Here is a 24,537-nt window from a genome sequence, read left to right as displayed (position 1 = left end):
AAAGCTCCTGATGGAGCTTCAACCTAATTTCAGGCGCCTATTAATTTTTGATAATCTTCGGCTGACAGCAAACCGTCTTCATCGCCGGGACTTGACAAACTTATTTTCACCATCCATCCGCGGCCGTAAGGATCTGTATTCACCAGTTCAGGCTCTCCGTCCAGTTCTTCATTTACTTCAGTTACAGTTCCTGCAACCGGGATCAAAAGATCAGAAACCGTCTTTACGGCCTCAACAGAGCCAAATACTTCACCTTTTTCCAGAGCGTCCCCGACAGTATTGATATCTACATATACAATATCACCCAGTTCATTCTGTGCATGATCTGTAATTCCGATGATAGCGGTATCTCCTTCAATACGAATCCATTCGTGATCTTCTGTATACTTAAGTTCTGACGGGAAATTCATGGTATATTAAGGTAAGTTTTGAAATCTTTGAATCGCAAATTACACGATGTAGCACGTATTTTCCAAATCAAAATGTTATTCTGCCAGATTGAACTTCAGCTGGACGCCACCCGAAGTACTTGCACGATAAAACGAATTGGAAACCAGCGGATCGTTGAAAGTTCTGTCGAAATAAAACTGAACGCTTAACCGGTTATTTACCAGATAATTAACAGTCGGCCTCAATTGGAAATTGATATTTCCCGCAATCGGAATGTTCTCTCCGTCAAATTTCCGCTGAATGGACCGCGTATCCCGGAATGTCATGGCAAGCTGCATGGTCATGTCATTCTTCAGTTTCTTTTTTACGCCGTTGATCTTGAACGGAATCGCTACGTTGTTTTTGGTAAAACCGATATTGACCGTTACGTCCTGATTAAACAGTTCCGCCATTTGCGAGTTGGAAATATTCAGCGCAACCGTACGGTCTCTGTTGTATTCGATTCTGGCTGTAACCCGGCTCTGTGTCCTGAATTCCACGCCGACCAGCGGCTGAAACCGTTCTGCCAACGTAATGGTGCTCATGGCAAATACCGGAATGTATTGTCCGAGTTCGTTCAGTCGGGAAGACAATGGATAACCCATGACTGCAAGGTTCACGTATAAAGCCTCGTAATCAAGCGAAGAAGTAAAATTACCCACGCTGTAATTGGACATGTACTTGTGTTTCAGAGAAAATGAACTGAACAGTTTCTTGAACATCGGCAGCTGCGACAAGCCATTATAGCTTAAATCCCAGTTTGGCATCGGGAATTTAAGGAACGGATTGGTACGGACTGTCAACGGGTCTTTGCCTCTGTAAGCCGCAAAGAAAGAAGAAATCAGTACGTCCTGCGAAGTTTCGTTATACTCGCCCGAAGTCGGGTTTTCCTGATTCAGCCTGTCCCTGAGAATGGCCCTGTATGCCCTGAACTTGTCAAATACCGGAGAAGAATTGTCCCGTCTCATTTTGGCAAATGCAGTCCGGAAAGACATGAAAGACATGCTGAACTGCCCGTTCCGCAACGGACTCTGCGAGGCAAAATTGCCGCTTGCATCCGGACGGTAAAATTCCTGATACGCATCCTGCCGCGTCAGCCGCGCTTCTATAATCAGCCTGAAATCCTTGAAGGGTTCCAGCGTCGTATTGGCCGAGAAGTTCTTGGCAATGGTTTGCTGAAACGGCATGTTCTGCTGCTCACTTTTGGTAATCCAGCCTTTTTCCGCAGCTTTCATCTGGAAATTCCTGTCCTGCTGACCAAGTACAAAAGGCAGTCCGGGCGCATTGGTATTGTCAATTCCAAAATACTTCGGCGCTCTCAGATAACCCGGCAAAGAAGTTGTTTCAAGGACCGAGTAACTTACATTGATTCCTCTTACCGTCATCAATGCCCGCGTAAGGGTTTTCAGAACATCCGTTGTACGCATGTCAATGTCTTCGATATCGCCCGGGCTTCTGGCAAAATTTTTCCGTGCCACTGTTGGTGTATTGGCAAATTTCAAATACCGGAGCTTGTTGTACAGCAGCACGAAATCCACTTTTCCGTTGATACCGCGCTCACGGCTGTTGCGGATGATATCCCCGAAAGGAAGTCCGGTTGTATCTTTCAGACCCAAAGCATTTGCCTGATACTGATAAGCCACCGAATGTTTATAGTCCGCCGTCATCCAATCCGTAAGCGGGATTTTATCCAGTGGCAAACGATAGGTAAGGTCAATTTTCTGGTCAAAATTCTTGATCCGGCCCAGTTTCTTGAAGTTGCTCCATAAGGAATCCTTTTTCGAAGCCGTGTTAATATCGCCCATCGGTTCATCAATAATGGAATTGGCCGATGAATTGTAGGTCAAGGTGATGTTCCTCGTCAGGTTCCAGCTGAAATCATAATAACGGTTGAACCAGAAATATTTCTCATAAAGCGGCTGTATGCCTTCGGTCGTGAGGTCCGCGTTCCGCAGCTGCGTTTTCAGGAAGCGACGGTCTACATCCGTACGGATCGAAACGGTATTTGGAAGCAAAGTCAGGTTGAAGTCCTTGATCAGATCAGTCCAGCGGCTTACTGCAGTCCATTTCTTGAATGGCTCAAATGCCTTTGGCTGACTGCTGTACACATAGGAAATCCCGCCTTTGTACATGCGTTGTGCATATTCCTGTGTCAGAATATTCCGTCGTTTGTCATCGCTGAACGCATAGGTAAAAGAGAAATTCTCAAAATCATAAAAATGGTTCTTGGCTCCCTGATTTACTTTAACCTTGTGCACGTTGGAAAAATTGATCCCTCGCTTGACGGTATTTTCTTCCACCAGACGCCGGTATCCGTCCCGGTCTTCATCAGACAACAAATTATCCAGTGATGTATTAAGCGGAGTATCCGGGTCAAGCGGATTAAAATGCGGCTTGACGTTGCGCCGGTCGTAACTTACAAAAAGCGGTATACTGAACCCCCAGCTCTGCGGAAGCAATTTGTCAAGCGCAATATTGGATGAAAATCCGTATTCCGTCGTGAAGTTACGTGACCGCTCTCCTATCCGCTGCTGAACACTTCCGAAACCAAATGTTTCCAGTCTTCCGGAAGCAGTTACTGTTGCAAAGTCGGCAAGCTTGGCATTCAGCTGTGCGATGGCTGCAATTCCGCCTCTTTCATCAAATCCTTCCACATGCATTTCATCAACCCAGATACAAAATGTTTTAGGGCGTTCATCAACCGATTTCGGATTACGCATCCCGATCATCATAACCCTTACGGAACTTAAATCCGGGTTTCCGACTACCGTAAGTTTATAGCGGCCATCGGAAGTAGTGATTGTATAAGGCAGGCTCAGGTTTCTGTCAATTTGCCTGTTACGCTGTGCTTTGGCTTCAATCAGATCCGCAAGCGCAATGTTCAGTTCATTTTCTTCAGGCCAGACCTCCGTATCGGGCTGATCCCCAGGCAAGGTAGCCCGCAGGGTGGAAAGGTCTATTTCGTAATAGTTTTGCGTAAGGTCCGTTCCTATTCGCATGAATGCACCAACCATTTTGTTCTCATTCTGCTCATTCTGCATGTGAATATACATGCGCAGCCTTTTACGGAACAAAAGATCAAGACTCACATTTTTATAAACAGCCCGGGAATCTCCGTCGCGCAAATCGGTAACGCAAAGGTTCATGGATTGTTCATTCAGCAAAAGCGGCGGGCGCTGTGTATTGTCCTGATCACGCTGCCAGCCCGGAGGAATTTTGTAAACGTATTTGTTTGTTCCACTCTTGGTATCACTGTTTTCTTCAATACTGACTGTTCCGACCGTAAATTTCGCATCATACGGTTCCGGAACTTCCTGAAGTCCGGGCGCATCCAGATTGGAAGTGTATTTCCGATACTGCTGTCCGACCATTTGCAACTGGGCAAAACGGAGAACAACAGGCTGCTGAAAACCGGTCAGATACATCCGCATAAACCGGATTGACTTGAATCCGTTCATGTTACCGACAACGCCTGTAAATTCCCGGATCGGAACACGGAACAAATACCAGTTCTGCCCATCCGTTACCGTTTTATCTACAATATATCCGTTCCCGATTGCAAGCTGATTAGGCTTAAGATCAACCTCATAGGAATAATACGATTCATTGTCGTTAATGGTATTATCAACGTTCATGTCTTCACCGTCAGGAACATTGGTTGAGGCCGGTGTAACGTCCGTTGCAGTTCCGCGGCTTTCAGGAGAATTGTTCTCCATGCCTATGTAGTTTTTATAACGCTGCAGTACTTTCGCATCGGCACTGTCAAGATCGGCTCCAAGAAAAAACTGAAAGTCGTCACCTGAGGGGTCCGCGATGATTCTTGCTCTCGCCTGCGGGCTGAGACTGGCAGGAAGTCTGTCAAGATATTGTTTGTAAAATACCCTTTCTTCATCGTTGTTCATTCCGTCCAGACCTACATCCTGTCTTTCATGTGCACCGGATTCGTTGCTGAATGCATTGATCAGATACTGCGATTTGGTTACATACCCCCAGGCAGTAGAATCCACATTGGTACCGACGATTTTGTCCACAATCGGAAGGCCGTTTTCAAAGTTGTAACGTTCATCCGGAATTACATCCTCCGAAATATCCCCGAGATTGAAAATCAGTTTTCCCCCGGTTGTATTAGGTACACCTTCAAAACCGTCTCTTACTCTTCCCTGGTCACCTGTAATAAACGGATCCAGCATCCAGAATTCAATGCTTTCAATATTGGCATTGTCAAAGTCATTATCTGAAGTAATTGCCCTGCTCAATCCGCCGAAGTTCTGAACGGGGTTTTTCAGACGTCCGTCCGCATTCAGGTCTGTATTGTAGTTATACATTCCTTTTTCACTCGGATAGTAAGCAATATCAAGAATGTTCTGCGGATAAGTCACCAAACCTGCAATGGCTCTGTTTGGAAAAATTTCATTCGGAAGAAACAGTCTTTCGTAAAAGTTCTTGCGGTCATTATCATCAATATTAGTTGGCGGCTCGTATCCGCCGCCCAAACCTTGTGCTCCTCCAAAAATATTGTCTACGGTATATGCCGATATCTTGGCTCTTTTATAACCATAGCTCAATGTCTTGCCATCAACCCCGGTTCTGAACTCAGGCGGTACGGAAGCCAGCCGCCACTTTTGCGGTTGTCGGGAAAGGTCATAAATGGTACGCGTTGCTTCAAAGTCGTCGACAAGCGAACGGTTGTTCACATCTTTTGAAACCCCGGGAAACAATTTGGCAACTTCCCCTTTAAACTGAATGCTCGACATTTCCTTCGTCTGCAGTAAAGGCAATGCATCCAGCCATTTGGTCAGGAAAGGAACATCCTTGCGGAAATTGATATCAAATCCGATCATTGTATTGTTCACCGGCTCATTTCCGATGGACACGCGTTTCAGGAATCCGGCTGTTCTTTCCCGGTATTTGATCGCGGTCAAACCTACACTCATATCGCGGTTCACCAGATAATCCAACCTGGTTCCGAGTAAAGTACGGATCTGGTTCTGAAACATATCCGGCCGTTCGTACTCAATGACAATTTCCCTTCCGGAATTTAATACGCTGCTGTTCAGTAACCGAACGCGTCCGATCTGTGCTTCTACAATGTAATCGGAACCGGGCGAAAGCGGGGCACCGCCGGATGTAACGGTAACGGAAGTTTCCAGAACGCCAAACGGCAACTGTACTTCTGCTCCGCCGCTGGACTGATACGAACCTTTGATGTAAAACTTGTTACGCTCAGTAATTTGCTGGGCGTCAATCATTGTAGTCCTGTAAAGCTCATTGAAAACATACTTGCTGCGGAACTGGTCCTCGCCGGCACCGAACTTCTTGGAAAGGTTTGTTCCGAAAGGTTCAAGAACGGGGAAAATAATCCTTCCGGTCTTGCTATCTACAGTAATGCCTTCTACAAAATCAAAGTTTCCGTCCGGCTGGAGATCATTAACAGGATTCAGGCGGTCCAACCCCATCAAACGTATCAAAGGAACATTGGCAATGCTGCTTTCCTGCAGGTTGGGGTTATCAATTCCGGTCTGGTCATCCTTGTAAATCACTCTCAGCTGAAATCCCTGCTTGTCGATCTGGCTGGTTCCCAATGAATAAATGTTCTTCATCATCAGGTCCCACATCGGAAGTTTGGTATTGTTCCGGATTGTTGAGGATTTCAGAAGTTTCAGAGCAATTACTTCATCATCGCCTCTTGCCTGATAATCTTCGGTAAGCTCACCTACTTTAAATGATCTTCCGTTTAATGTGTACTCATAAGATACGGCCAGCACTTCATCGTTTCGGAGCGCGTTGGTCAGGGAAATATAACCGAGCTGCGGATTGAATGTGTAATCCCGTTCTGCAATAAGCCTTTTGGCACCGCGCAGCAGTTCATAATCCAGCGTTTTTTCAAAACCAAGACTGGTTATTGCGCTGTTGGCATTATCAACCTGACGAAATGATTCGGTGCTTGTAAGTGTTTTATACAACCCGTTGGCGGCATTGTCTGCCGGCGAAGTGGAACGGATAGGCTGTAAGCTCGGATTGGCGGATTTATAAGGTGCAGGTTCACCCAAATCTGCAAAACCGACGATATTTCTTAACGACTCTGTTGTGGTTGTCCGGTTGGTAACGTACACTTCAATTCTCGTCACCGTAACACCGGACGTAATTGTCGGCGTATTCTGCAGAGAACCTTCATATATATTTCTGAAATACTGGGAAAGAAAGAAGTTCCGGTTTTCGTCGTAAGTATCTGCTTTCAATTCAAAATCACGGCTTTGCGCGCCACCTCGCAAAACAATCCGTTCCTTGCTGGATTTTTGCTGTGAAGCCACAAAGGTCGCATTCAGCCTTCCGAACTGAAAATCGGTTTTTAAACCAAACAAATTCTGAACACCCGGAATCAGCTGGCTGTTAATGGCCCAGTTAATGTTTCCGGCCTCAATTTTCCGGATAAAGCTTTCTTCCGGATTCTTGTAGTTCAGCTTGATTGCATTTTCAAAATTGAAGTTGGCCTTTGTATCAAAGTTAGTCTGAAAACCAAGCTGATCGCCCAGTCTTGCGTCAAAGTTGATACTGATCTGTTCATTGAAAATAAACTGTGTATTTCGCCGCTGGCGGATCGGAATGGCCGGATTATCCAGAAACTGGTGCATCAGGCCAAGATCCAGCGATACAAATCCGGTGGGTTTGAAATTGATGAAATCATCTCCGAGCAGCTTGGAAAGGCCCGGCGGAATATCCAGTTTTGGAAGCAGCCCCCTTGCTCCCATTGCACTTTTTCCATCCTGCCTTCCGGCATATTCACGCAACAGACTCCTGAAAGCACGGTCTTCCTGAATTTTGTCATAAGTTTCCAGATCCATGCGCTCCGGTGTACGGAATTTAAGGTTTCCGTCGGGTGTCTGGATATTTTCAGAAACGGCAACCTTTCCTGCGCTGTCAAGTACAATGGAAGTGGAAATGTTTGCCGGGTCCCGCAGATAAAATGGAGAACGCGGCCGGGGTTCGGCAACGCGGTTGGAATAAAAATCTTTCCAGCGCATGATGAGCTGGTTACCGGAACGGTCTATATTCTTCTTTGTAGAATCATTGAGCGTATCCGCCATAATGGCCCATTCCTGCGCCTGGCCGGAATATGGTTCTTCTATATCAACAGAAATGTTGGCTAGCAACAAAGCTCCTGTCGATATGGTTAATGCCTTGAAAAGGAATGAGTAAATCGTTGATGACAAGGGAATATGCTTATTTAAAGAAGGTTGCAGCCACAATCAAATCCATTAAAACGATTTTGCTATCGTAAAAACTTTTACCCGGTTTCATTTCAATACTTGTTAACGTAGTGCCAGCTTTATTAAGTTTTCAACGGTAATCGAATGTCCTTCCCGCTTGATAATTGCATCCAGACTTTTTTCTGCGGTTGCCTTTGGAATTCCCAGTGTAACAAGCGCAGCCAATGCTTCATTTTTAATAGTACCCGAAGAACTTTCCGGTGTTTTTATACCTGTGGAAAGCATATCTTCCTTGCGGATTTTATCTTTCAGTTCCAGTATTACGCGCTGTGCAGTTTTGGAACCGATGCCTTTTATAGATTGTATCAGCCTTAGATCTTCATCTACAATCCCCTGACGGATTTCTGACGCAGAGAATGATGAAAGCATCACCAATGCAGTCGAAGGACCGACGCCGGAAATACCGATCAGATCTAGAAAAAGCTTTTTTTCATCATTCCCCCAAAATCCATAAAGGACATGGGCATCTTCCCGTATGTTAAGGAACGTTACCAGTTTGCAACGTTCGCCTAATTCGGGAAGTGAGGTATATGTTTGTAGGGATATTCGAACTTCATAGCCTAACCCGTTAACATCAATAATGGTGAATGCCGGATCTTTGTAGACTACAGTTCCGTTAACGTAGGCAATCATAGAAATAGTATGTGTGTTTCTGACTCTTGTTCACTAAGCGGAAATAATAAGTTTTTGTCCGGGTTTGATGGCATTGCCTCTTATTCTGTTTTTCTTTTTCAACTGGCCGATTTCCAGACCGTACCGCTGTGAAATAATCCATAAGGTATCTCCTTTCTGAACGGTATGATAACGTTTTCTTGTATGCCGGTCTTTGTGGGCCGTTACTTTTTCAGTATGTGCCGAAGCAACTGAAACGCGTTCTGAAGAAACAGTTTCTTTTACTTTAACTTCTTTCAGAATGACCAGTCTTTGTCCTCTGTTTATTGAACTCCGGCGCAGATGGTTCCATCTTTTAAGGTCTGAAACAGAAACGCGGTACCTGCGGGAAATAGAAAGCAGGTTTTCACCTCTGCGTACCGTATGCGTTGATTTTTTTGTTTTGCTGCGTACCTGTACTTCTGTTCCTTCCACTTCGGGCTCTTCTTCCGAATCGTTGACGGCATAAGCGACTGTTGCATATGGGAATGCTGTACGCTGACCAAGAGAATCCGTTGCCGTACTGTCTGCCTTTGCAATCATGCTTTGGCCCGGAAGGAATTTCCTTGTGCAGGAATCCATGATGGTGCTTCTGTTGCTTACAAGATAAGTAAACCGTACACTTGGCACTTTAAGCACAAAATCGGCCGTTTTTTCAGGAAGCGACGTTTTGGTAATATGCGGGTTCAGTTTTCTCAGTTCCTCAAAATCGATATTTGCCTGCTGGCAGAACGTCAGCAAATCAATGTAGCCATTGATGTGAATGGTATCGTTCGGAATCGGAAATTCTGTATTCTGCGGAAAAATCCCGTGGTCACTGCCATAATTCATCATGTAGTTCATGGCAACATACTGCGGAACGTAAGAGCGTGTTTCTCTCGGAAGTACATTGTATATCGTCCAGAAAGTGGTTCCGTGCGAACGGCGCATGGCACGCTTTACATTTCCGGGGCCGGTGTTGTAGGAAGCCAGTGCCAGTTCCCAGTCACCAAAGATATTATAAAGCTGTTTCAGGTATTTGCATGCTGCTTCGGTTGCTTTCACAGGCTCAAACCTTTCGTCGATATAACGGTCCTGATAAAGCCCGAACTCACGGCCGGTTGCCGGCATAAACTGCCACAGTCCGCCTGCGCTGGCATGTGAAATAACGGTGGGATTCAGCCCGGATTCAATCATGGAAAGATATTTCAGCTCAACCGGCAGCCCGTATTTCTGTAATGTCTTTTCAAAAATGGGAAAATACAAAGGCATTTTCTCCATCATGGACTTTGTGAAATTCGCCTTTTTATAAATGAAGTATTCAACAAATTCGTGGGAAGACTTGTGATAAGTCAGCGGAATGGATTTTTCCAGCTTTGCAAACCGGGCCCTTAAAAGTGCTTCCGGAATGGCCGGGTTAGGCCCTATTTCTTCCACTTCCGGCAGATAAGGCATCAAATCCTGTTCTGCTTCTGCAACGGTGTTTGCGGTATCCGGCTCGAATGCCAACGTCTCCTGTGGAGTGAACGCCATGAGCGGCGCGTTCCATAATCCTGCACACATGGCTCCGAGCCACAATACTTTTTTTGAAATCTTCATCAATAGAATGTTTTTTGAAGGTTAATCAATTCCCGGTTTTCAATGGCTAGTACCTGTCATTAATGCAACACAGATAAAAAATCCCTTTTTTCCAGCTTATTTCAACGTCTGGAAATCTGCCTGATGAATTAGAATAATCTCTAACACATTATACCTGGCCTAAATAAAATCATCCGAAGTAACTTTTCCCGGAATGATTTGCAATTCCTGGCACGATTATTTTCTTTTAACAAAGTGTATATTCCGGACTGATCTGAAAATATCCTGGTAAAAAATTTACTGATTCAGGTTAAATTCCATTGAAACATTTTGGTTTGTATTCGAAATATAATCGGCAAAAGCCAGCATTTTGTCTTCTTCAAAATATGGCGCCATAATCTGAATTCCGACAGGCATGCCATTTTCGTCTGTTCCTGCAGGGATTGAAATCGCAGGATTGCCTACTACATTCGCCTGAACTGTAAATATATCAGCCAGATACATCTGAATCGGATCTTCGGTTTTTTCTCCGATCTTAAAGGCTGTTGTAGGCGTAACAGGTGAAATCAGGAAATCAAACTGCTCGAAAAAACGGTTTGTTTCTTCCCGCACCAGTCTTCTAACGCGTTGCGCCTTGGTATAGTATGCATCGTAATAATTAGCACTGAGTACGAAAGTACCTAAAAGGATTCTTCTCCTCACCTCTTCACCAAAAGCTTCAGTACGCGTTTTTTTGTATAAACTTTCCAAATCCTTTGATTCTGAGCTTCTGAATCCGTAACGAACACCGTCAAACCTGGATAAATTGGAGCTTGCTTCGGCCGTTGTCAGTATGTAATAAGTAGGTAATAAAAAATCCAGCAAAGGCATTTTAACCGGCGTCACTTCATGGCCATCAGCCCGGAGACGATTCAGCACATCCAGTGTGTGCTGACGAATATCAGAAGAAATGGATTCATTATCAATCGTCTCAGCAATATACCCGATTTTCGCTTTTTCTGTCCATTTCGGAGAAGAAGAATAGGACGGCACTTCCTTACGGGAAACAGTACTGTCATAATCATCCGGACCGGCCATAATTTCCAGGATCAGTGCAGCGTCAGCCACACTTTTGGTTATCGGCCCGATGCAGTCAAACGATGAAGCATAAGCAATCAGTCCATACCTTGAAACCCGTCCGTAAGAAGGCTTCACACCCACCACGCCGCAAAATGCAGCAGGCTGCCGGACCGAACCGCCCGTATCGCTGCCGAGTGACGCATGGCAAAGACCGGCCTGTACAGCTACTGCCGAACCGCCTGAAGAACCGCCGGCTACTCTGGAATGGTCCGCTGCATTTAAAACCGGTCCGAAAGAGGAATTTTCATTGGATGAACCCATCGCAAACTCATCGCAGTTCTGCCTGCCAATGATGATTGCATCCGCATCAATCAGGCGCTGAACGGCCGTAGCCGTATAAGGTGCCGTATAGGATTGTAAAATACGGCTTCCGGCCTGCAGATGATGATCTTTGTGCGAAAGAACATCTTTAAGTCCGAGCACAAGGCCTGCAAGCCTGCCTGCTGTTCCGTCCGCAATCTTTTGGTCTACAGCTGCTGCGATTTGCCTTGCTTCGTCGGCATACACTTCAACAAAGGCATTCAGATGGGAAGCGGAGGCTATTTTACTAAGATAATGATCAACTAACTTGACGCACGTCAAACTGCCTTCACTCAAATCTTCCTGAATTTCAGCTAGCGTCAGATATTGTTTCAAAGCAGATAATTTATTGGATTGTAAATAAATAATCAGAGCCAATAAGTTTATGCTTAAAGGCTCTGTTATACCCGTGACAAGATGGAAGTGTTATTTGGGGTCTTCCATGCTTTTTTCAATATTTTCCTTAACGTCTTTGGTAGCGTTCTTGAATTCATTGATACCCTGCCCCAAACCGCGCATCAATTCAGGAATTTTCTTCGCACCGAAGAAAAGTAAAACGAACAAGGCAACCAAAAAGATTTCTTGTCCACCCAATCCCATAAATGCCAAAACGGTTACTGATTCCATATCTGTTTCTTTTTTAATGTTTACAAAAATAATTATTCTTTTTATAAGAGCTGCAACATTGTGCTGTTTTATCCTATATTAATTGTTTTTTTTCGCTTTTCCCACTCACTAAATTTCTGAATATCACTCCCAAAGGTTTTTACAAGCCATACAATTAGTGCTACGTCATCTGTAATACCAATTACAGGCAGAAAATCAGGAATCAAATCAATCGGAGAAACAAAATAGATAAGAACAGCAACAATGGAAAGGATGCTTTTCCAGGGCAAACCTTTGTATTCACCGGAAGCATAAGCACGGATCATTCTGATCAGTAACTGCACATTGGTCTGAAAGTCCGACATGTTTTCGCGGAATCCAACTTTCTGCATCTTGCTGATAACCTCTTTTGCCAGCTCGAACATTTTAGCTGAATTCGTCGCATAACGGCTTGCTTTCCCCTGCGCCTTTTTGAAAAAAATGGATTTCAAAACCCGTGCTATCATTGACTCGTTACTCATTATGCAAAGCAGGAAAGGTGATTAATTATGCCAATATAACTATCAAGTTACGTAAAAAATTGCATTTCGGATCATGACCCGTACTTTTCAGGCAAAAAATCACATTCCTCTTGGTTTAAACAAATTATGTGCTCTACTTTAAGAACAAAATTCAAAAAGCATTAATTTCTATACAATAAACCATATTTATATGAAGATTACTGTTGTAGGTGCGGGTGCCGTCGGTGCAACGACTGCAGATAATATTATTCGTCGTGAACTGGCTGAGGAAGTGGTACTGCTTGATATCAAGGAAGGTGTAAGCGAAGGAAAATCGCTGGATATATATCAGACTGCCGCCTTACTTGGCTTCAATACCAAACCGATCGGCTGCACCAATGATTACGAAAAAACAAAAGGATCTGATGTTGTAGTCATTACATCCGGACTGCCCCGCAAACCGGGCATGACCCGCGAAGAACTGATCGGCATAAATGCTGGGATTGTAAAAGGAGTTACTGAAAATATACTGAAATACTCTCCGGACGCCATTATCATTGTCGTGTCCAACCCGATGGATACCATGACTTATCTGGCATTCAAAGAAGCGGGAATTCCGAAACAGCGCCTGATCGGAATGGGCGGCGCGCTGGACAGCGCACGCTTTAAAACGTACCTTGCGCTGGCCATGGACGTTTCCCCGCTGGATATTCACGGAATGGTTGTCGGAGGCCACGGCGATACAACCATGATCCCTTTGACCCGACTTGCAACTTATAACGGCATTCCCGTCAGCAATTTCCTTTCTGCAGAAGAGCTGGAAAAAGTAGCCGCGGATACCATGGTAGGCGGTGCCACGCTTACAAAACTTATCGGGACTTCCGCGTGGTATGCACCGGGAGCAGCCACTTTGCTGTTAGTGGAAAGCATAGTCCGGAACCAGAAACGCATTGTTCCATGCAGCGTGTACCTCGAAGGCGAATATGGCCAAAACGACATTTGCATGGGCGTGCCCGTTGTTTTAGGAAAAAATGGCTGGGAAAAAATCATTGATCTGGAACTGAACGAAACTGAAAAAGCGGCATTTGAGAAATCGGCAGAAGCTGTCAGATCCATGAATGGCGCACTGAACGCATAACTGTATTTAAAGATATTACGGCAAAGGCTGGCCCGTTTGTTCGGGCCAGCCTTTGTGCTTTTGCAAATATTTTGTGACTGTTTTATAAAAAATACGTAATGAAGTTAAGTTCCGGCATTGCATTTGCTAAGCGGGCTTACTGACGAACATAAACTTATTTTTTATGAGAAAATCACTAACTGTACTTTTTGTTACGCTTCTGATTTCATCCGGATTATTCGCGCAGGGAATAAGAGGAAAAGTAACAGATGAAAAAAACGGTTCTGCCCTGCCGGGCGTTTCCATACTCGTTGAAGGTACGAACAACGGAACAGTAACCGATGCAAACGGAAATTTTGAACTGAATGCAGCCGCAGGTTCTTACAATCTCATTGTTTCATTTATAGGTTACACTTCAAAAACCGTTCCGGCAGTCATCAAGGCAGGTGAAACGGTTTCACTGGATGTTTCCCTTGCCGAGTCCTCGGAGCTTTTGGGTGAAATTGTCGTGACCGGTACACGAAGCGGCGGCAGGTCGCGTATAGATTCTCCCGTTCCTGTTGATGTAATTCCGGTTGCACAGATTACAAACAATGTAGGCCAGGTGGATATTAACCAGATCCTGACTTTTATTGCACCTTCTTTCCAGTCAACACGGCAGACTATTTCCGACGGCTCCGATCATATTGACCCGGCTCAGCTTCGTGGCCTTGGTCCGGATCAGGTGCTTGTTCTGGTAAACGGAAAAAGAAGGCACCAGTCTTCGCTTGTCAACGTAAATGGAACCGTAAACCGCGGAACGGTAGGAACGGACCTGAACGCCATTCCGGCAACATCCGTAGAAAGGATTGAAATCCTGAGAGACGGCGCCTCGGCCCAGTACGGATCGGATGCCATTGCAGGCGTAATCAACATCATCCTGAAAACCCGGACCGGTTTGAGCGGCAATGTATCCTATGGTCAGAATGTGACGAGTTATGATAAAAATTATGTTATCAACAACGGAACCGGAAAAGATCCGTCTGTCAACGTCACGGACGGTGGAACCACGCAGGTCGGACTGAACTATGGCTTGAAAGTCGGAGAAAAAGGATTTGTGAATATCACCGGAGAATATGTAAACCGGGAACCAACGAACCGGACCGGCACCTACACCGGCCAGCTGTTTCCGGCCGTGAACGGACAAATAGCAGATGAGGAAATTTTATCACAGCGAGGACTTACACGCAATAACTTTGACATGCGTATCGGCAACTCAAAAGTAAAAGGCGGCGGTGTGGTTCTGAATGCCAGTATTCCTGTTACTACGAATCTGGAAGTATATGCGTTTGGCGGCTATAACAATAAAAAAGGATATGCAGCCGGATTTTACCGTTACCCGAACGCAGTTCCGGCCATTGTAAGAACAAATGTTTTTGCCGTATATCCAAACGGGTTCCTGCCGGAAATCAATAGTAACGTTACGGATATTTCTGTTGCAGCCGGAATCAGAGGGAAGCTCGGAGAATGGAAATTTGACCTGAGCAATACTTTCGGCAAAAATGATTTTGACTACGAAATAGCGAATTCCGTCAATTATACGCAGGCTGTTTCCACCAGCAATTTCCAGACGACTTTCAATGCCGGCGGCAACGGGTTTTCACAAAACACAGTCAATCTTGACCTGGGACGCAAGTTTAATGTGCTGCAAGGGCTGAATGTAGCCGTTGGAGCAGAACAACGAACAGATAAATACACCATTACAGCGGGTGAGGAATCATCTTACCAGAATTACGATATTGCTTCGGGAGTTGCATCCGGTTCACAGGTATTTGCCGGATTCTTTCCGCAGAATGCAGGAACGCATTCCCGTCACAGCGTAGCCGGTTATGTTGATCTTGAACAGGATCTGACGCGCGCATGGGTGCTGAGTGCGGCGCTTCGTTTTGAAAACTATTCCGATTTTGGAAATACGCTTAATTACAAGGTTTCTACCCGCTACAAAATTACAGACGGCATTGCATTACGCGCTTCCGCCAGCAGCGGCTTCCGGGCTCCTTCGCTTCAGCAGAAATATTATGCGAGAACCAATACCTTGTTCGTAACACAAAACGGACAGCAGGTCCCGCAGGAAAGCGGCACTTTTACAAATAACAGCAGACCGGCAGAAATTCTGGGTATTCCAAGATTGAAACAGGAAACTTCCCAGAGCTTTACAATTGGGACAACAATCCAGATCAACAACGCATTTGAACTGACGCTGGACGCCTATCAGATCGACATTGACGACCGGATTGTACTGACCAACAATTTTACAGATGCAGGCAATGCCGCACTGAAAGCACAACTTGCAGCGGCCAATGCAACGGCTGCCAATTTCTTTGCAAATGCGGTGGATACGCGTTCGAGAGGGTTGGAAGGCGTCTTATCTTACAACACAAGATTTGCAGGAAACCAGTCTTTCCGCGCAGTGCTGGCGGGGACATTTATTCAGAACAGGGTGAAGAAAGATGCAAGCGGAAAACCGATTATTCATGCATCCGATATTCTTGTGGCAACCAATCAGGTGAATACTTATTTTAACCGGGAAGACCTCAGCCGTTTTGAAATCGCCAGCCCGAGAAACAAGCAGAACCTGATGATCAATTACAAAGCAGGAAAATTCGGTGTGATGCTCCGGGCCGTACGCTTTGGTGAAGTCGCTTACTGGGATGCGACCATTGACCCGACAAAACCTGAATCCTGGCCGGTAAATACATTAACAGGCCAGAGGGAAACGCTGGATCAGGTTTACGATGCAAGAATTGTGACAGACATTGCATTGAATTATGATCTTACGAAAGCAATCAACCTTTCCGTTGGCAGTAACAATTTGTTTGATGTTTATCCGGAACTGCAAGCGCACTCCGGCAATATCAGCCTTGGACGTTTTGTTTATTCGAGACGTGTTCAGCAAATGGGTTTTAACGGACGCTATATTTTCGCAAGGCTGAATTTCAATTTCTAAATGATTGCTACAAACAGGGGGCTCCGAAGGAGCCTTGCATTGTACATTTTTTGGGATTTTCTATAAACAGGGTGCTACTCCGTAGCAGATTGAATTCTGCCACAGCGTGGCACCCTGTTTGTAGCACTGGGTTGCTTGGTAAATTGAGCTTGCAAGGAGACTCCTGCGGAGCCGCCTGATTATTGCAATGCTTTTTCTACAAACAGGGGGCTCCGTCGGAGCCTTGCAGTGTACATTTTTTGGAATTTTCTACAAACAGGGTGCTACTCCGTAGCAGATTGAATTCTGCCAAAGCGTGGCACCCTGTTTGTAGCACTCGGTTGCTTGGTAAATTGAGCTTGCAAGGAGGCTCCTGCGGAGCCGCCTGATAATTGCAATGCTTTTCTTCTACAAACAGGGGGCTCCGTCGGAGACTTGTACCAGGCAATTTTACGCTTTTTAAATGGAAATCTGATATTGAAGCACAAACGCGCTTTTTCTTCCATGAGAAGCCAGTTCATTCGGAACAGCACTTGCCTTGTAAACCGGGCGGTTTTCAAAATTGAGCGACATTTTGCCATTATGACCTTTAATCAGCCAGTTAACACCGAGATTATAAACATTCATCCCGTTATCCAGCCTTTGATAATCAGCATGCTGCAAAGAAGCATAAGGCATTAATGTTCCCTGGCTTCCAAGCAGGCCATCTTTGAACTTATAACCGGCCTGAGCATAAATTACCCTTCCGGTTCCAAACATCGGATACGCATTTCCCTGCGTTCCGCCTGCGCCGGCAATGGACTGCGTAGTACCCGTAGCAGGATTCATAATGCCATTATAACGAAGATATCCTTTGCCATAATCTGTATTGAAATACCCGATGTAGGCAGAAACAGCGGTACTCTTGTTTTTATTAACCGGCATGTCCATGTATGCAGCAACAGACCACAAGTTCATATCATTATAAACCGTATCAACGGATTCCCTGCGCCATGTTGCATTTTTTTGTGAGATAATGCCGGCTTCAAGATTCAGAACCCTGCGTTTTCCAAGATATGTTCCTGTCATGTAACCCGGCGTTGTATTGTCCTCGGTATCAAAAATATTGTAGATCAGTAATGCCTGAAACTGCTTGTGGTTTTTGCGCTGCGCAAATGCGGAATTTACGCTGATGGCGGCCGGAACGGAACCATTTGTTTCAATCGGAAAAGGATCGGCTACATCCAGACGATAATTAACTTTACCGATTTGGCCGCGGCTGTAAATACTCAGCTTTCTGGCAAACTGATCCGTCTGGTCGACCGTCGCCTGTGCAAAAACCGGAACATCCATCGTCATAATGGTTCCGATACTTGGCTGGGAGAAACGCGAAAGGCCGTTTACAACTGTGAGGCCACCTCCGAACCTGACAAAACTGTTTCCTTTCCGCTGAACTTCGTATTCACCGAGTGCATCATGAAAAAAGGCTGCTACTTTTCTGTTGCTCGGCGTGCCATTCGTATTGTAAGCAGGAAATGCACTCAGTTTGTTGAAATTATTCATTCCGAATTGTGTGTAGAAGAAAATACGATCCGTTATTTGCCCGAAAAGCTGAACACGCGTACGGCGCAGTCCGATGTCAAACGTATTTGTCTTCGGATCGCCCAGCACAGTAGTTCCCGGGTTATTGTCGTTCCAGCGCAGCCATGTCTGATTCGTAAATGTAAATTTTACATAATGTGAGCCGGACTCATTAAGATTGTAACGGATGTCGTTTCTCGTATTGTCATCAGAATGCCTGACCTGCGCCATGGAAGCCGAAGCGGTGAGCAAAAGAATTGCAAGTACTTTTTTCATTTACTAACGTTATTATGTTTCACTGGTAAAGAGCGTATCAAACCCTTCCAGATGCGTTGAAGCATTACCAAAAGATTATTGAAATGATTTTTGTTTGTACAGTAAAACAGCTTATGCACATTTTTCCCATCATGAAGGCTGGCAAAGATAAGGCGGCAACGCTTACTGTTATACTCTTTTTCGCTTCTGTTTTCCGGGCCGTCACGGCGCAGGAAACGCCTCCGCTGGTCAATTATGCGTCGTCAGTTTACAAGGCGCACAATCAGAACTGGGATATTGATCATGATCAAAATGATATTGTATATACAGCCAATTCCGACGGGCTGCTGGAATTTGACGGTGCATCCTGGAAAGTGCATTTACTGCCGGACGGACAAATCGTCAGGACTATATTATATGATGAAGCTGAGGTTAACGTTCCTTCCGGCAAAGTTTATAATCGGAACAGGCAAAAAGAGCAAAGAATTTATGCAGGCGGCTATTCTGAATTCGGTTACTGGAAAAAAGAACCGGACGGCCAGCTGAAATATTATTCCCTGAGCAAAAAAGTACATTTCGCAAGCCTCAAAACCGAAGAAATCTGGCACATTCTGAAAACGCCTGAGTATATTTATTTTCAATCCTTTTCCCGTATTTACCGGTACGACGGCAAAAATCTGACGGAAATCAATACGTCCGGCAACTTTATGTTTTTACGGTATGTACAAAACCGAATTCTGGTTCAGGTCATCGGGAAAGGCCTTTTTGAGCTGAAAGATGAAAAGTTTGTTCCGTTAAAGGGAACAGAGGGCCTTGCCACAGCGATTGTTTCTTCTGTTTTACCTTTTTCCGGCGGCAAACTTTTAATCACAACCACCAAACAGGGCCTTTTTCTCTGGCAAAACGGCATTTTGTCCAGCTGGAACATTCCGTTGGCGGAGGAACTGAAAACAAATATCATCAACCGGGCGCTTGTTTTAAGTCAGGACAGCAGCCTTGTTTTCGGAACCATACAGAACGGAGTTTACATTCTGTCAAAAAACGGCAGTCTGAAATACCGTTTCAACAAAGAAACCGGACTGCAGAACAATACGGTGCTCGCATTGGCCGAAGACAGCCGCAAACAGCTCTGGATCGGTCTGGATCAGGGAATCGACCTGATCAAAATGTCTTCACCGGTTATTTCTTATCAGACCAATGACAATCCGCTCGGCTCAACGTATGCAGCTGCTTTATGGCATGGAAAATTGTATGTCGGCTCCAATAAAGGTGTTTTTGTAAAAAAATGGCTTTCTTCCGAGCCATTCAGCCCGGTGCCGGGGCTGGAAGGCCAGACGTGGAATTTGAAAGTAATCAGCAATCAGTTATTGTGTGGACACAATGACGGAACTTACCGGATTGAAGAAAGCGGCATTACCAGAATTTCAGATATAAATGGCGGTTGGGTCATCATTCCGATCAAAACCGGTAATGACACGCTGCTTTTGCAGGGAGCTTACAACGGGCTGCATGTTTATAAGCGGAACAAGCAAAATTTGTGGACGTACGCATATGCTGTAAAAGGCGTGCTGCCGATTCCGATCCGGCAGATTATCCGGGATCATGACGGTTCTTTCTGGCTCGGACATGCTTACAAAGGTCTTTTCAGGGTAAAACTTACGCCTCGGCTCGACTCGGCTTTGCAATGGAAGGAATACAGGGCACCGCAGGATCTGCCGGGAGAATTCTCGGTGGAGCTTGGCAAATGGAACAACCGGGTTTATGTACATTCTGCCAGCCGTTTTCTGGAACCGGATGCAGCGGGCAAACTGAAGCCAAGCAAAAATCTATTCAGAGTGGAAGATGAAGAGCCGTTCAAGTTACGAACAGGCATTTCGCAGGACTGGTTTAAAGTATATATCAATCGGGTTGCTTACTACTCAGGCAATAAAGTCCTGAACCTGCCGCTTACGCTCGTACGGAACAGTGAAACCATTATTCCGATTTCACGGGAATACTATTTCTTTTGCCTGGACAACGGCTATGCATTGTACAACCGACTTTCTGACAAGAACACTTCGGAAACTGCTGCATCTCCCATGATCCGTAAAGTAGCCAATCTTCGCAACCTTGCGGAAACTTTCAGTATTTCGGGCAAACCTGCGCTCAGATCCGATGTGCGTTCGATCCGGATCATGTTTGCTTTGCCAGTTTATGGCCGGCATGTACAATATAAATACCGGCTGAAAGGACTTACAGATCAATGGTCGGAGTGGACTGAACAGAACTTCGTTGAATTCACAAATCTGGAATCGGCCAGTTACCGCTTTGAGTTAAAAACAAGTCTGAACAACAAAATGGCTTCTTACGATTTCAGTATTGAACCGTATTGGCGTGAAACGCTTTTTGCCCGTTTTCTTCTTGCAGTGACTTTGATGGCCGCATTCATCGGCTTGATCATTTATCAGGAAAAACGACTTGCAAGGCATCGCAGCAAACTGATCCGGGAACAGGAAGAAAAGCTGCGCCAGCAGCGGCTGTCCAGCGAACGGCAGATCATGCAGATCCAGAATGAAAAACTTCAGAGCGAGATCCAGAACAAAAGCCAGCAACTGAGCAATGTGGCAATCAATGTGGTCAAAAAAAATGAAATCCTAGAAGAAATCAGAGACGAACTCAAGCAGGTGAAAGCGGAAATGGGACAGCAGCTTCCGAACATTCATTACCAGAAACTGCTGCACAGCATTGAGCGCAATGTTGCCGGCAAAGATGACTGGGTACTTTTCGAGCAGAACTTTGATGAAGTCCATGAACAATTCTTCAAAAGGCTGAGAGCGATTTGCCCTTCTGTTTCTCCTTCCGAACTCCGGCTTGCGGCATGCCTTCGCATGAATCTTTCCACTAAAGAAATGGCTCCCGTATTGGGAATTTCTATCCGCGGTGTGGAAATTAAACGTTACCGAATGCGCAAAAAACTAGGATTAAGCGTGGAAGCCAACCTTGTCCAGTATATGATGGATATTTAACCTTCTTGTACTAATTCTCTATAAAACCTTCTTTCAGGCTCCAAAACCTTGCATTATTCTCATTGATGTAGTGGTGATGTAGCGCTTTATTTGATTGCTGCTGCTTCTGGAACTTAAATTTGAAGTCAATAAATTCTTACAATAATTCTATCAACTAATTTAAAGCCAATGAAAACTACTGTACGAATTCTGTACATGCATGTTTTCCTGTTCTGCAGTATTGTATCCTTTGCACAGGGAATAAATGTAACAGGAAAAGTCACTTCCGGCTCTGACGGCTCGGCACTTCCGGGAGCCAGTGTGCTCATAAAAGGAACAACAACAGGTGTTCCAACCGATATTGATGGCAACTACACCATTCAGGTGCCTTCATCGGAATCTGTTCTGGTTTTTTCCATGATTGGTATGGTTGCCCAGGAAATTCCGGTGGGTACGCAGACGGTAATCAACGCTGCACTGGCAGAAGATGCCAAATCTCTGAATGAAGTCGTTGTAGTCGGATACGGTACGCAGCGCAAACTGGATGTAACCGGCTCCGTGGCACAGATCAAAGGTGAGGAAATTTCAAGACAGCCTTCCATGAATGCCGTAAGCGGTCTGCAGGGAAAAGTAGCGGGTGTGCAGATCAACAACTCCGGAAAGCCGGGTGAAGCGCCGCAAATCCGTATTCGCGGTGTCGGAACTGCTTACGGAAGCGCCAATCCGCTTTATGTCGTGGACGGCGTATGGTTTGATGATATCAGCTTTCTTAATTCAGCCGATATCGAAAGCATGAACATTTTGAAAGATGCATCCAGCCAGTCTATCTACGGCGTGCGTGCTGCCAACGGCGTGGTGCTGATTACGACCAAAAGAGGAAAATCCGGAAAGGCAGTTGTAGATTATAACGGTTTTGCAGGCTTCCAGAAGGTTACCAATCAGATTGAAATGGCCAATGCCAGAGAATATGCCACCATGGTGAATGAACTGAGCAACATCAACGGCAAACCGAATATCCTTGATCCTTCGCAATACGGCGAAGGTACCGACTGGTACAATCAGATACTGAGAACTGCAAAGGTGAACAATCATCAGCTTTCCATCAGCGGCGGCGGTGAAAAATCGACTTACAACCTTTCACTCGGATTCCTGAATCAGGAAGGGGTTGTGCAGAAGAATAACTTCAAAAGATATACAGCCAGACTGCAAAACGATTTTCAGGTTCTGAAAAGCCTTAAAGTAGGTTATACGGCAACAGGATCTTACAGCAAATCGCAGGATGAAGCCGGCGGTATTTTCAGGCAATTGTATGCGGCCGGACCGGTTGTACCGGTTTACAATGCAGACGGAAGTTATGGTGATCCCAACGATTTCGGTCTGGGCGATGCCAATAACTTCAACCCCCAGGTCACCATTGATTTCTATAACCAGAATACAAAAAGAACTTTGCTGACTGCCAACGCCTACGCGGAACTGAATGTACTGAACGGGCTGACTTTCCGTACAAGCCTGGGCGGGCGCTATTCGCAGGACGAAACGCGCAGTTATACGCCGCAATATGCTGCAACCCTAAAACAGCAGAATACAACAAGCGTTCTGCAGTTTGTACGTCCGCAGACACGTTACTGGATTTTTGAAAATACACTGACTTATACCAAAGAATTCGGCAATCACAACTTCACGGCATTAATCGGACAATCGGCTCAGCGCGACCAATCCTATCAGCTTACGGCAAGTGCACTGAACGTTCCGTATTCCAGTGAAGGCGACCTTTATCTTACTTTGGGTAACGCAGACAGTCGTTACGTAACGGATCAGGGCGATCTGGGAACCTATGCATCTTATTTTGGAAGAGTAAATTATTCCTTTGCAGACCGTTATCTTCTGAACGCATCGTTGCGTGCTGACGGTTCTTCCAAATTTTTCCAGGGCGGCAATGCATGGGGCTATTTTCCTTCTGTGGGCGCAGGCTGGGTAATCAGCAATGAGCCTTTTATGGAAAGCCAGAAGTTTTTTGACAATCTGAAAATCAGAGGAAGCTGGGGTAAAATCGGTAATGCATCCGTGCCCTCCAACCTTTCCACACTTACGGTTGCAACCGGCGGAGGCCTGGCAGCTGTTTTTGGCGGTCAGTTAAATACCGGTGCAAGCATCAACACAATTATTCCACCGACAACTTACTGGGAACGCGGCGTAGGAACGGATGTTGGTCTTGAAGCAGCCATTCTGGATTCAAGACTTTCCCTGGAACTGGACTATTACAGCAAGAAAACGGAAAGAGCCATTTTTGACATTCCGGTTTTGACTTCCATCGGTACCGAAAGCGGCAGGATTGTGGGCAATCAGGCTAATTTCCGGAACAAAGGTTTTGAAGCTGCTCTGACATGGAGAGATGAAATCGGGAAAGACCTTACTTACAGCATTGGCTTAAACGGAAGCATCAATGACAATACCGTTCTTTCCGTATCCTCCGGCTCCAATCCGATTTATGACGGCGGCGTGGGACTTACAAGCGGCGCGCTGGCAACACGTACTGTAGTCGGTGACCCGATCGGCTCGTTTTATGGATTGATTGTAGACGGCATTTTCCAGAATGCGGACGAAATAAGCAAGTCGGCGCAGCCGAATGCCAAGCCGGGTGATTTCAGATACCGTGACATCAGCGGCACAAACGGCACACCGGACGGAGCCATTACAGGTCTTGACCGTCAGGTAATCGGAAACCCGAACCCGAAATATACTTACGGTATCAACACCAGCTGGAATTACAAAACCATTGATCTGACACTTGATTTCCAGGGTGTGGCCAAAGTAGATATTTACAATGCAAATATGGGCTGGCGCTACGGAAACGAAAATTTCACCAAAGATTTTTTCGATAACCGCTGGCATGGAGAAGGTACTTCCAATACGTATCCTTCGGCAAACATAGGCGGAGGTACAAACTATCTTCCGAATACGTTCTTTGTTCAGAGCGGAAGCTACTTCAGGGTAAGAAATGCCCAGCTTGGCTATACTTTCCCGCAGTCTGTGAATGAAAAACTGAAAATCAGAAAACTGCGTTTGTACGCCAATGCCCAGAATGCACTCAATTTCTTCAAGTACAAAGGACTTTCTCCGGAGGTAAGAGCCAATGAGAACAAGCCTACGCAGGCGGGAATTGATGCCAACGTTTATCCGATTTCGGCGACTTACAACTTTGGTATAAATGTTACTTTCTAAGATT

General features: G+C 45.4%; 12 protein-coding genes. 4 read left to right on the top strand and 8 right to left on the bottom strand.

What is annotated here, in order from left to right:
* Nucleotides 1-29: 29 nt before the first annotated feature.
* The 7 genes from gcvH to FEM33_RS08410 form a co-directional block, all read right to left on the bottom strand.
* Nucleotides 30-410 carry a glycine cleavage system protein GcvH gene (gene gcvH, locus FEM33_RS08440; protein ID WP_139011593.1) on the bottom strand — a complete coding sequence of 127 codons (381 nt, stop codon included), beginning with the start codon at nucleotides 408-410 and terminating at the stop codon, nucleotides 30-32.
* A gap of 75 nt (nucleotides 411-485) precedes the next feature.
* A complete protein-coding gene (sov, locus tag FEM33_RS08435; RefSeq protein ID WP_139011592.1) occupies nucleotides 486-7,640 on the bottom strand; it encodes a T9SS outer membrane translocon Sov/SprA in 7,155 nt (2,384 codons plus the stop codon).
* 99 nt (nucleotides 7,641-7,739) lie between these two features.
* Complete coding sequence (gene ruvA, locus FEM33_RS08430) at nucleotides 7,740-8,330, bottom strand: Holliday junction branch migration protein RuvA (RefSeq protein WP_139011591.1); 591 nt, start codon at nucleotides 8,328-8,330, stop codon at nucleotides 7,740-7,742.
* A 33-nt stretch (nucleotides 8,331-8,363) separates the two neighbouring features.
* Nucleotides 8,364-9,926 carry a lytic transglycosylase domain-containing protein gene (locus FEM33_RS08425; protein ID WP_229214146.1) on the bottom strand — a complete coding sequence of 521 codons (1,563 nt, stop codon included), beginning with the start codon at nucleotides 9,924-9,926 and terminating at the stop codon, nucleotides 8,364-8,366.
* 276 nt (nucleotides 9,927-10,202) lie between these two features.
* A complete protein-coding gene (gatA, locus tag FEM33_RS08420; protein ID WP_139011590.1) occupies nucleotides 10,203-11,660 on the bottom strand; it encodes an Asp-tRNA(Asn)/Glu-tRNA(Gln) amidotransferase subunit GatA in 1,458 nt (485 codons plus the stop codon).
* 90 nt (nucleotides 11,661-11,750) lie between these two features.
* Nucleotides 11,751-11,951, bottom strand: a complete 201-nt coding sequence (locus FEM33_RS08415; protein WP_026631334.1) for a Sec-independent protein translocase subunit TatA/TatB — start codon at nucleotides 11,949-11,951, stop codon at nucleotides 11,751-11,753.
* A 68-nt stretch (nucleotides 11,952-12,019) separates the two neighbouring features.
* A complete protein-coding gene (locus tag FEM33_RS08410; RefSeq protein ID WP_229214145.1) occupies nucleotides 12,020-12,451 on the bottom strand; it encodes a YkvA family protein in 432 nt (143 codons plus the stop codon).
* 190 nt (nucleotides 12,452-12,641) lie between these two features.
* On the opposite strand from FEM33_RS08410, the gene mdh reads away from it, so the two are divergent.
* Together mdh and FEM33_RS08400 are read left to right on the top strand one after the other, a co-directional pair.
* Complete coding sequence (gene mdh / locus FEM33_RS08405; RefSeq protein ID WP_139011589.1) at nucleotides 12,642-13,568, top strand: malate dehydrogenase; 927 nt, start codon at nucleotides 12,642-12,644, stop codon at nucleotides 13,566-13,568.
* 163 nt (nucleotides 13,569-13,731) lie between these two features.
* On the top strand, nucleotides 13,732-16,533 hold the full coding sequence (locus FEM33_RS08400) for a TonB-dependent receptor (protein WP_201747708.1): 2,802 nt from the start codon (nucleotides 13,732-13,734) through the stop codon (nucleotides 16,531-16,533).
* A gap of 438 nt (nucleotides 16,534-16,971) precedes the next feature.
* Here the strand turns inward: FEM33_RS08400 and FEM33_RS08395 are convergent, their stop codons facing one another.
* Nucleotides 16,972-18,348 (bottom strand): hypothetical protein, encoded by a 1,377-nt coding sequence (locus tag FEM33_RS08395; RefSeq protein WP_139011588.1) that lies wholly within the window; start codon nucleotides 18,346-18,348, stop codon nucleotides 16,972-16,974.
* 113 nt (nucleotides 18,349-18,461) lie between these two features.
* On the opposite strand from FEM33_RS08395, the gene FEM33_RS08390 reads away from it, so the two are divergent.
* Both FEM33_RS08390 and FEM33_RS08385 read left to right on the top strand, forming a co-directional pair.
* Nucleotides 18,462-21,332: a triple tyrosine motif-containing protein gene (locus tag FEM33_RS08390; protein WP_229214144.1), complete on the top strand. Its 2,871-nt coding sequence runs from the start codon at nucleotides 18,462-18,464 to the stop codon at nucleotides 21,330-21,332.
* Between the two features lie 168 nt (nucleotides 21,333-21,500).
* Nucleotides 21,501-24,533 (top strand): SusC/RagA family TonB-linked outer membrane protein, encoded by a 3,033-nt coding sequence (locus FEM33_RS08385; RefSeq protein ID WP_139011586.1) that lies wholly within the window; start codon nucleotides 21,501-21,503, stop codon nucleotides 24,531-24,533.
* Nucleotides 24,534-24,537: the final 4 nt, after the last annotated feature.

This window comes from Dyadobacter flavalbus, from assembly GCF_006149045.1.
GTDB classification, from domain to species: Bacteria; Bacteroidota; Bacteroidia; order Cytophagales; family Spirosomataceae; genus Dyadobacter; species Dyadobacter flavalbus.
The sequence above is the reverse complement of the archived record's forward strand: the minus strand, read 5'-3'. Positions and strand labels throughout refer to the sequence as shown.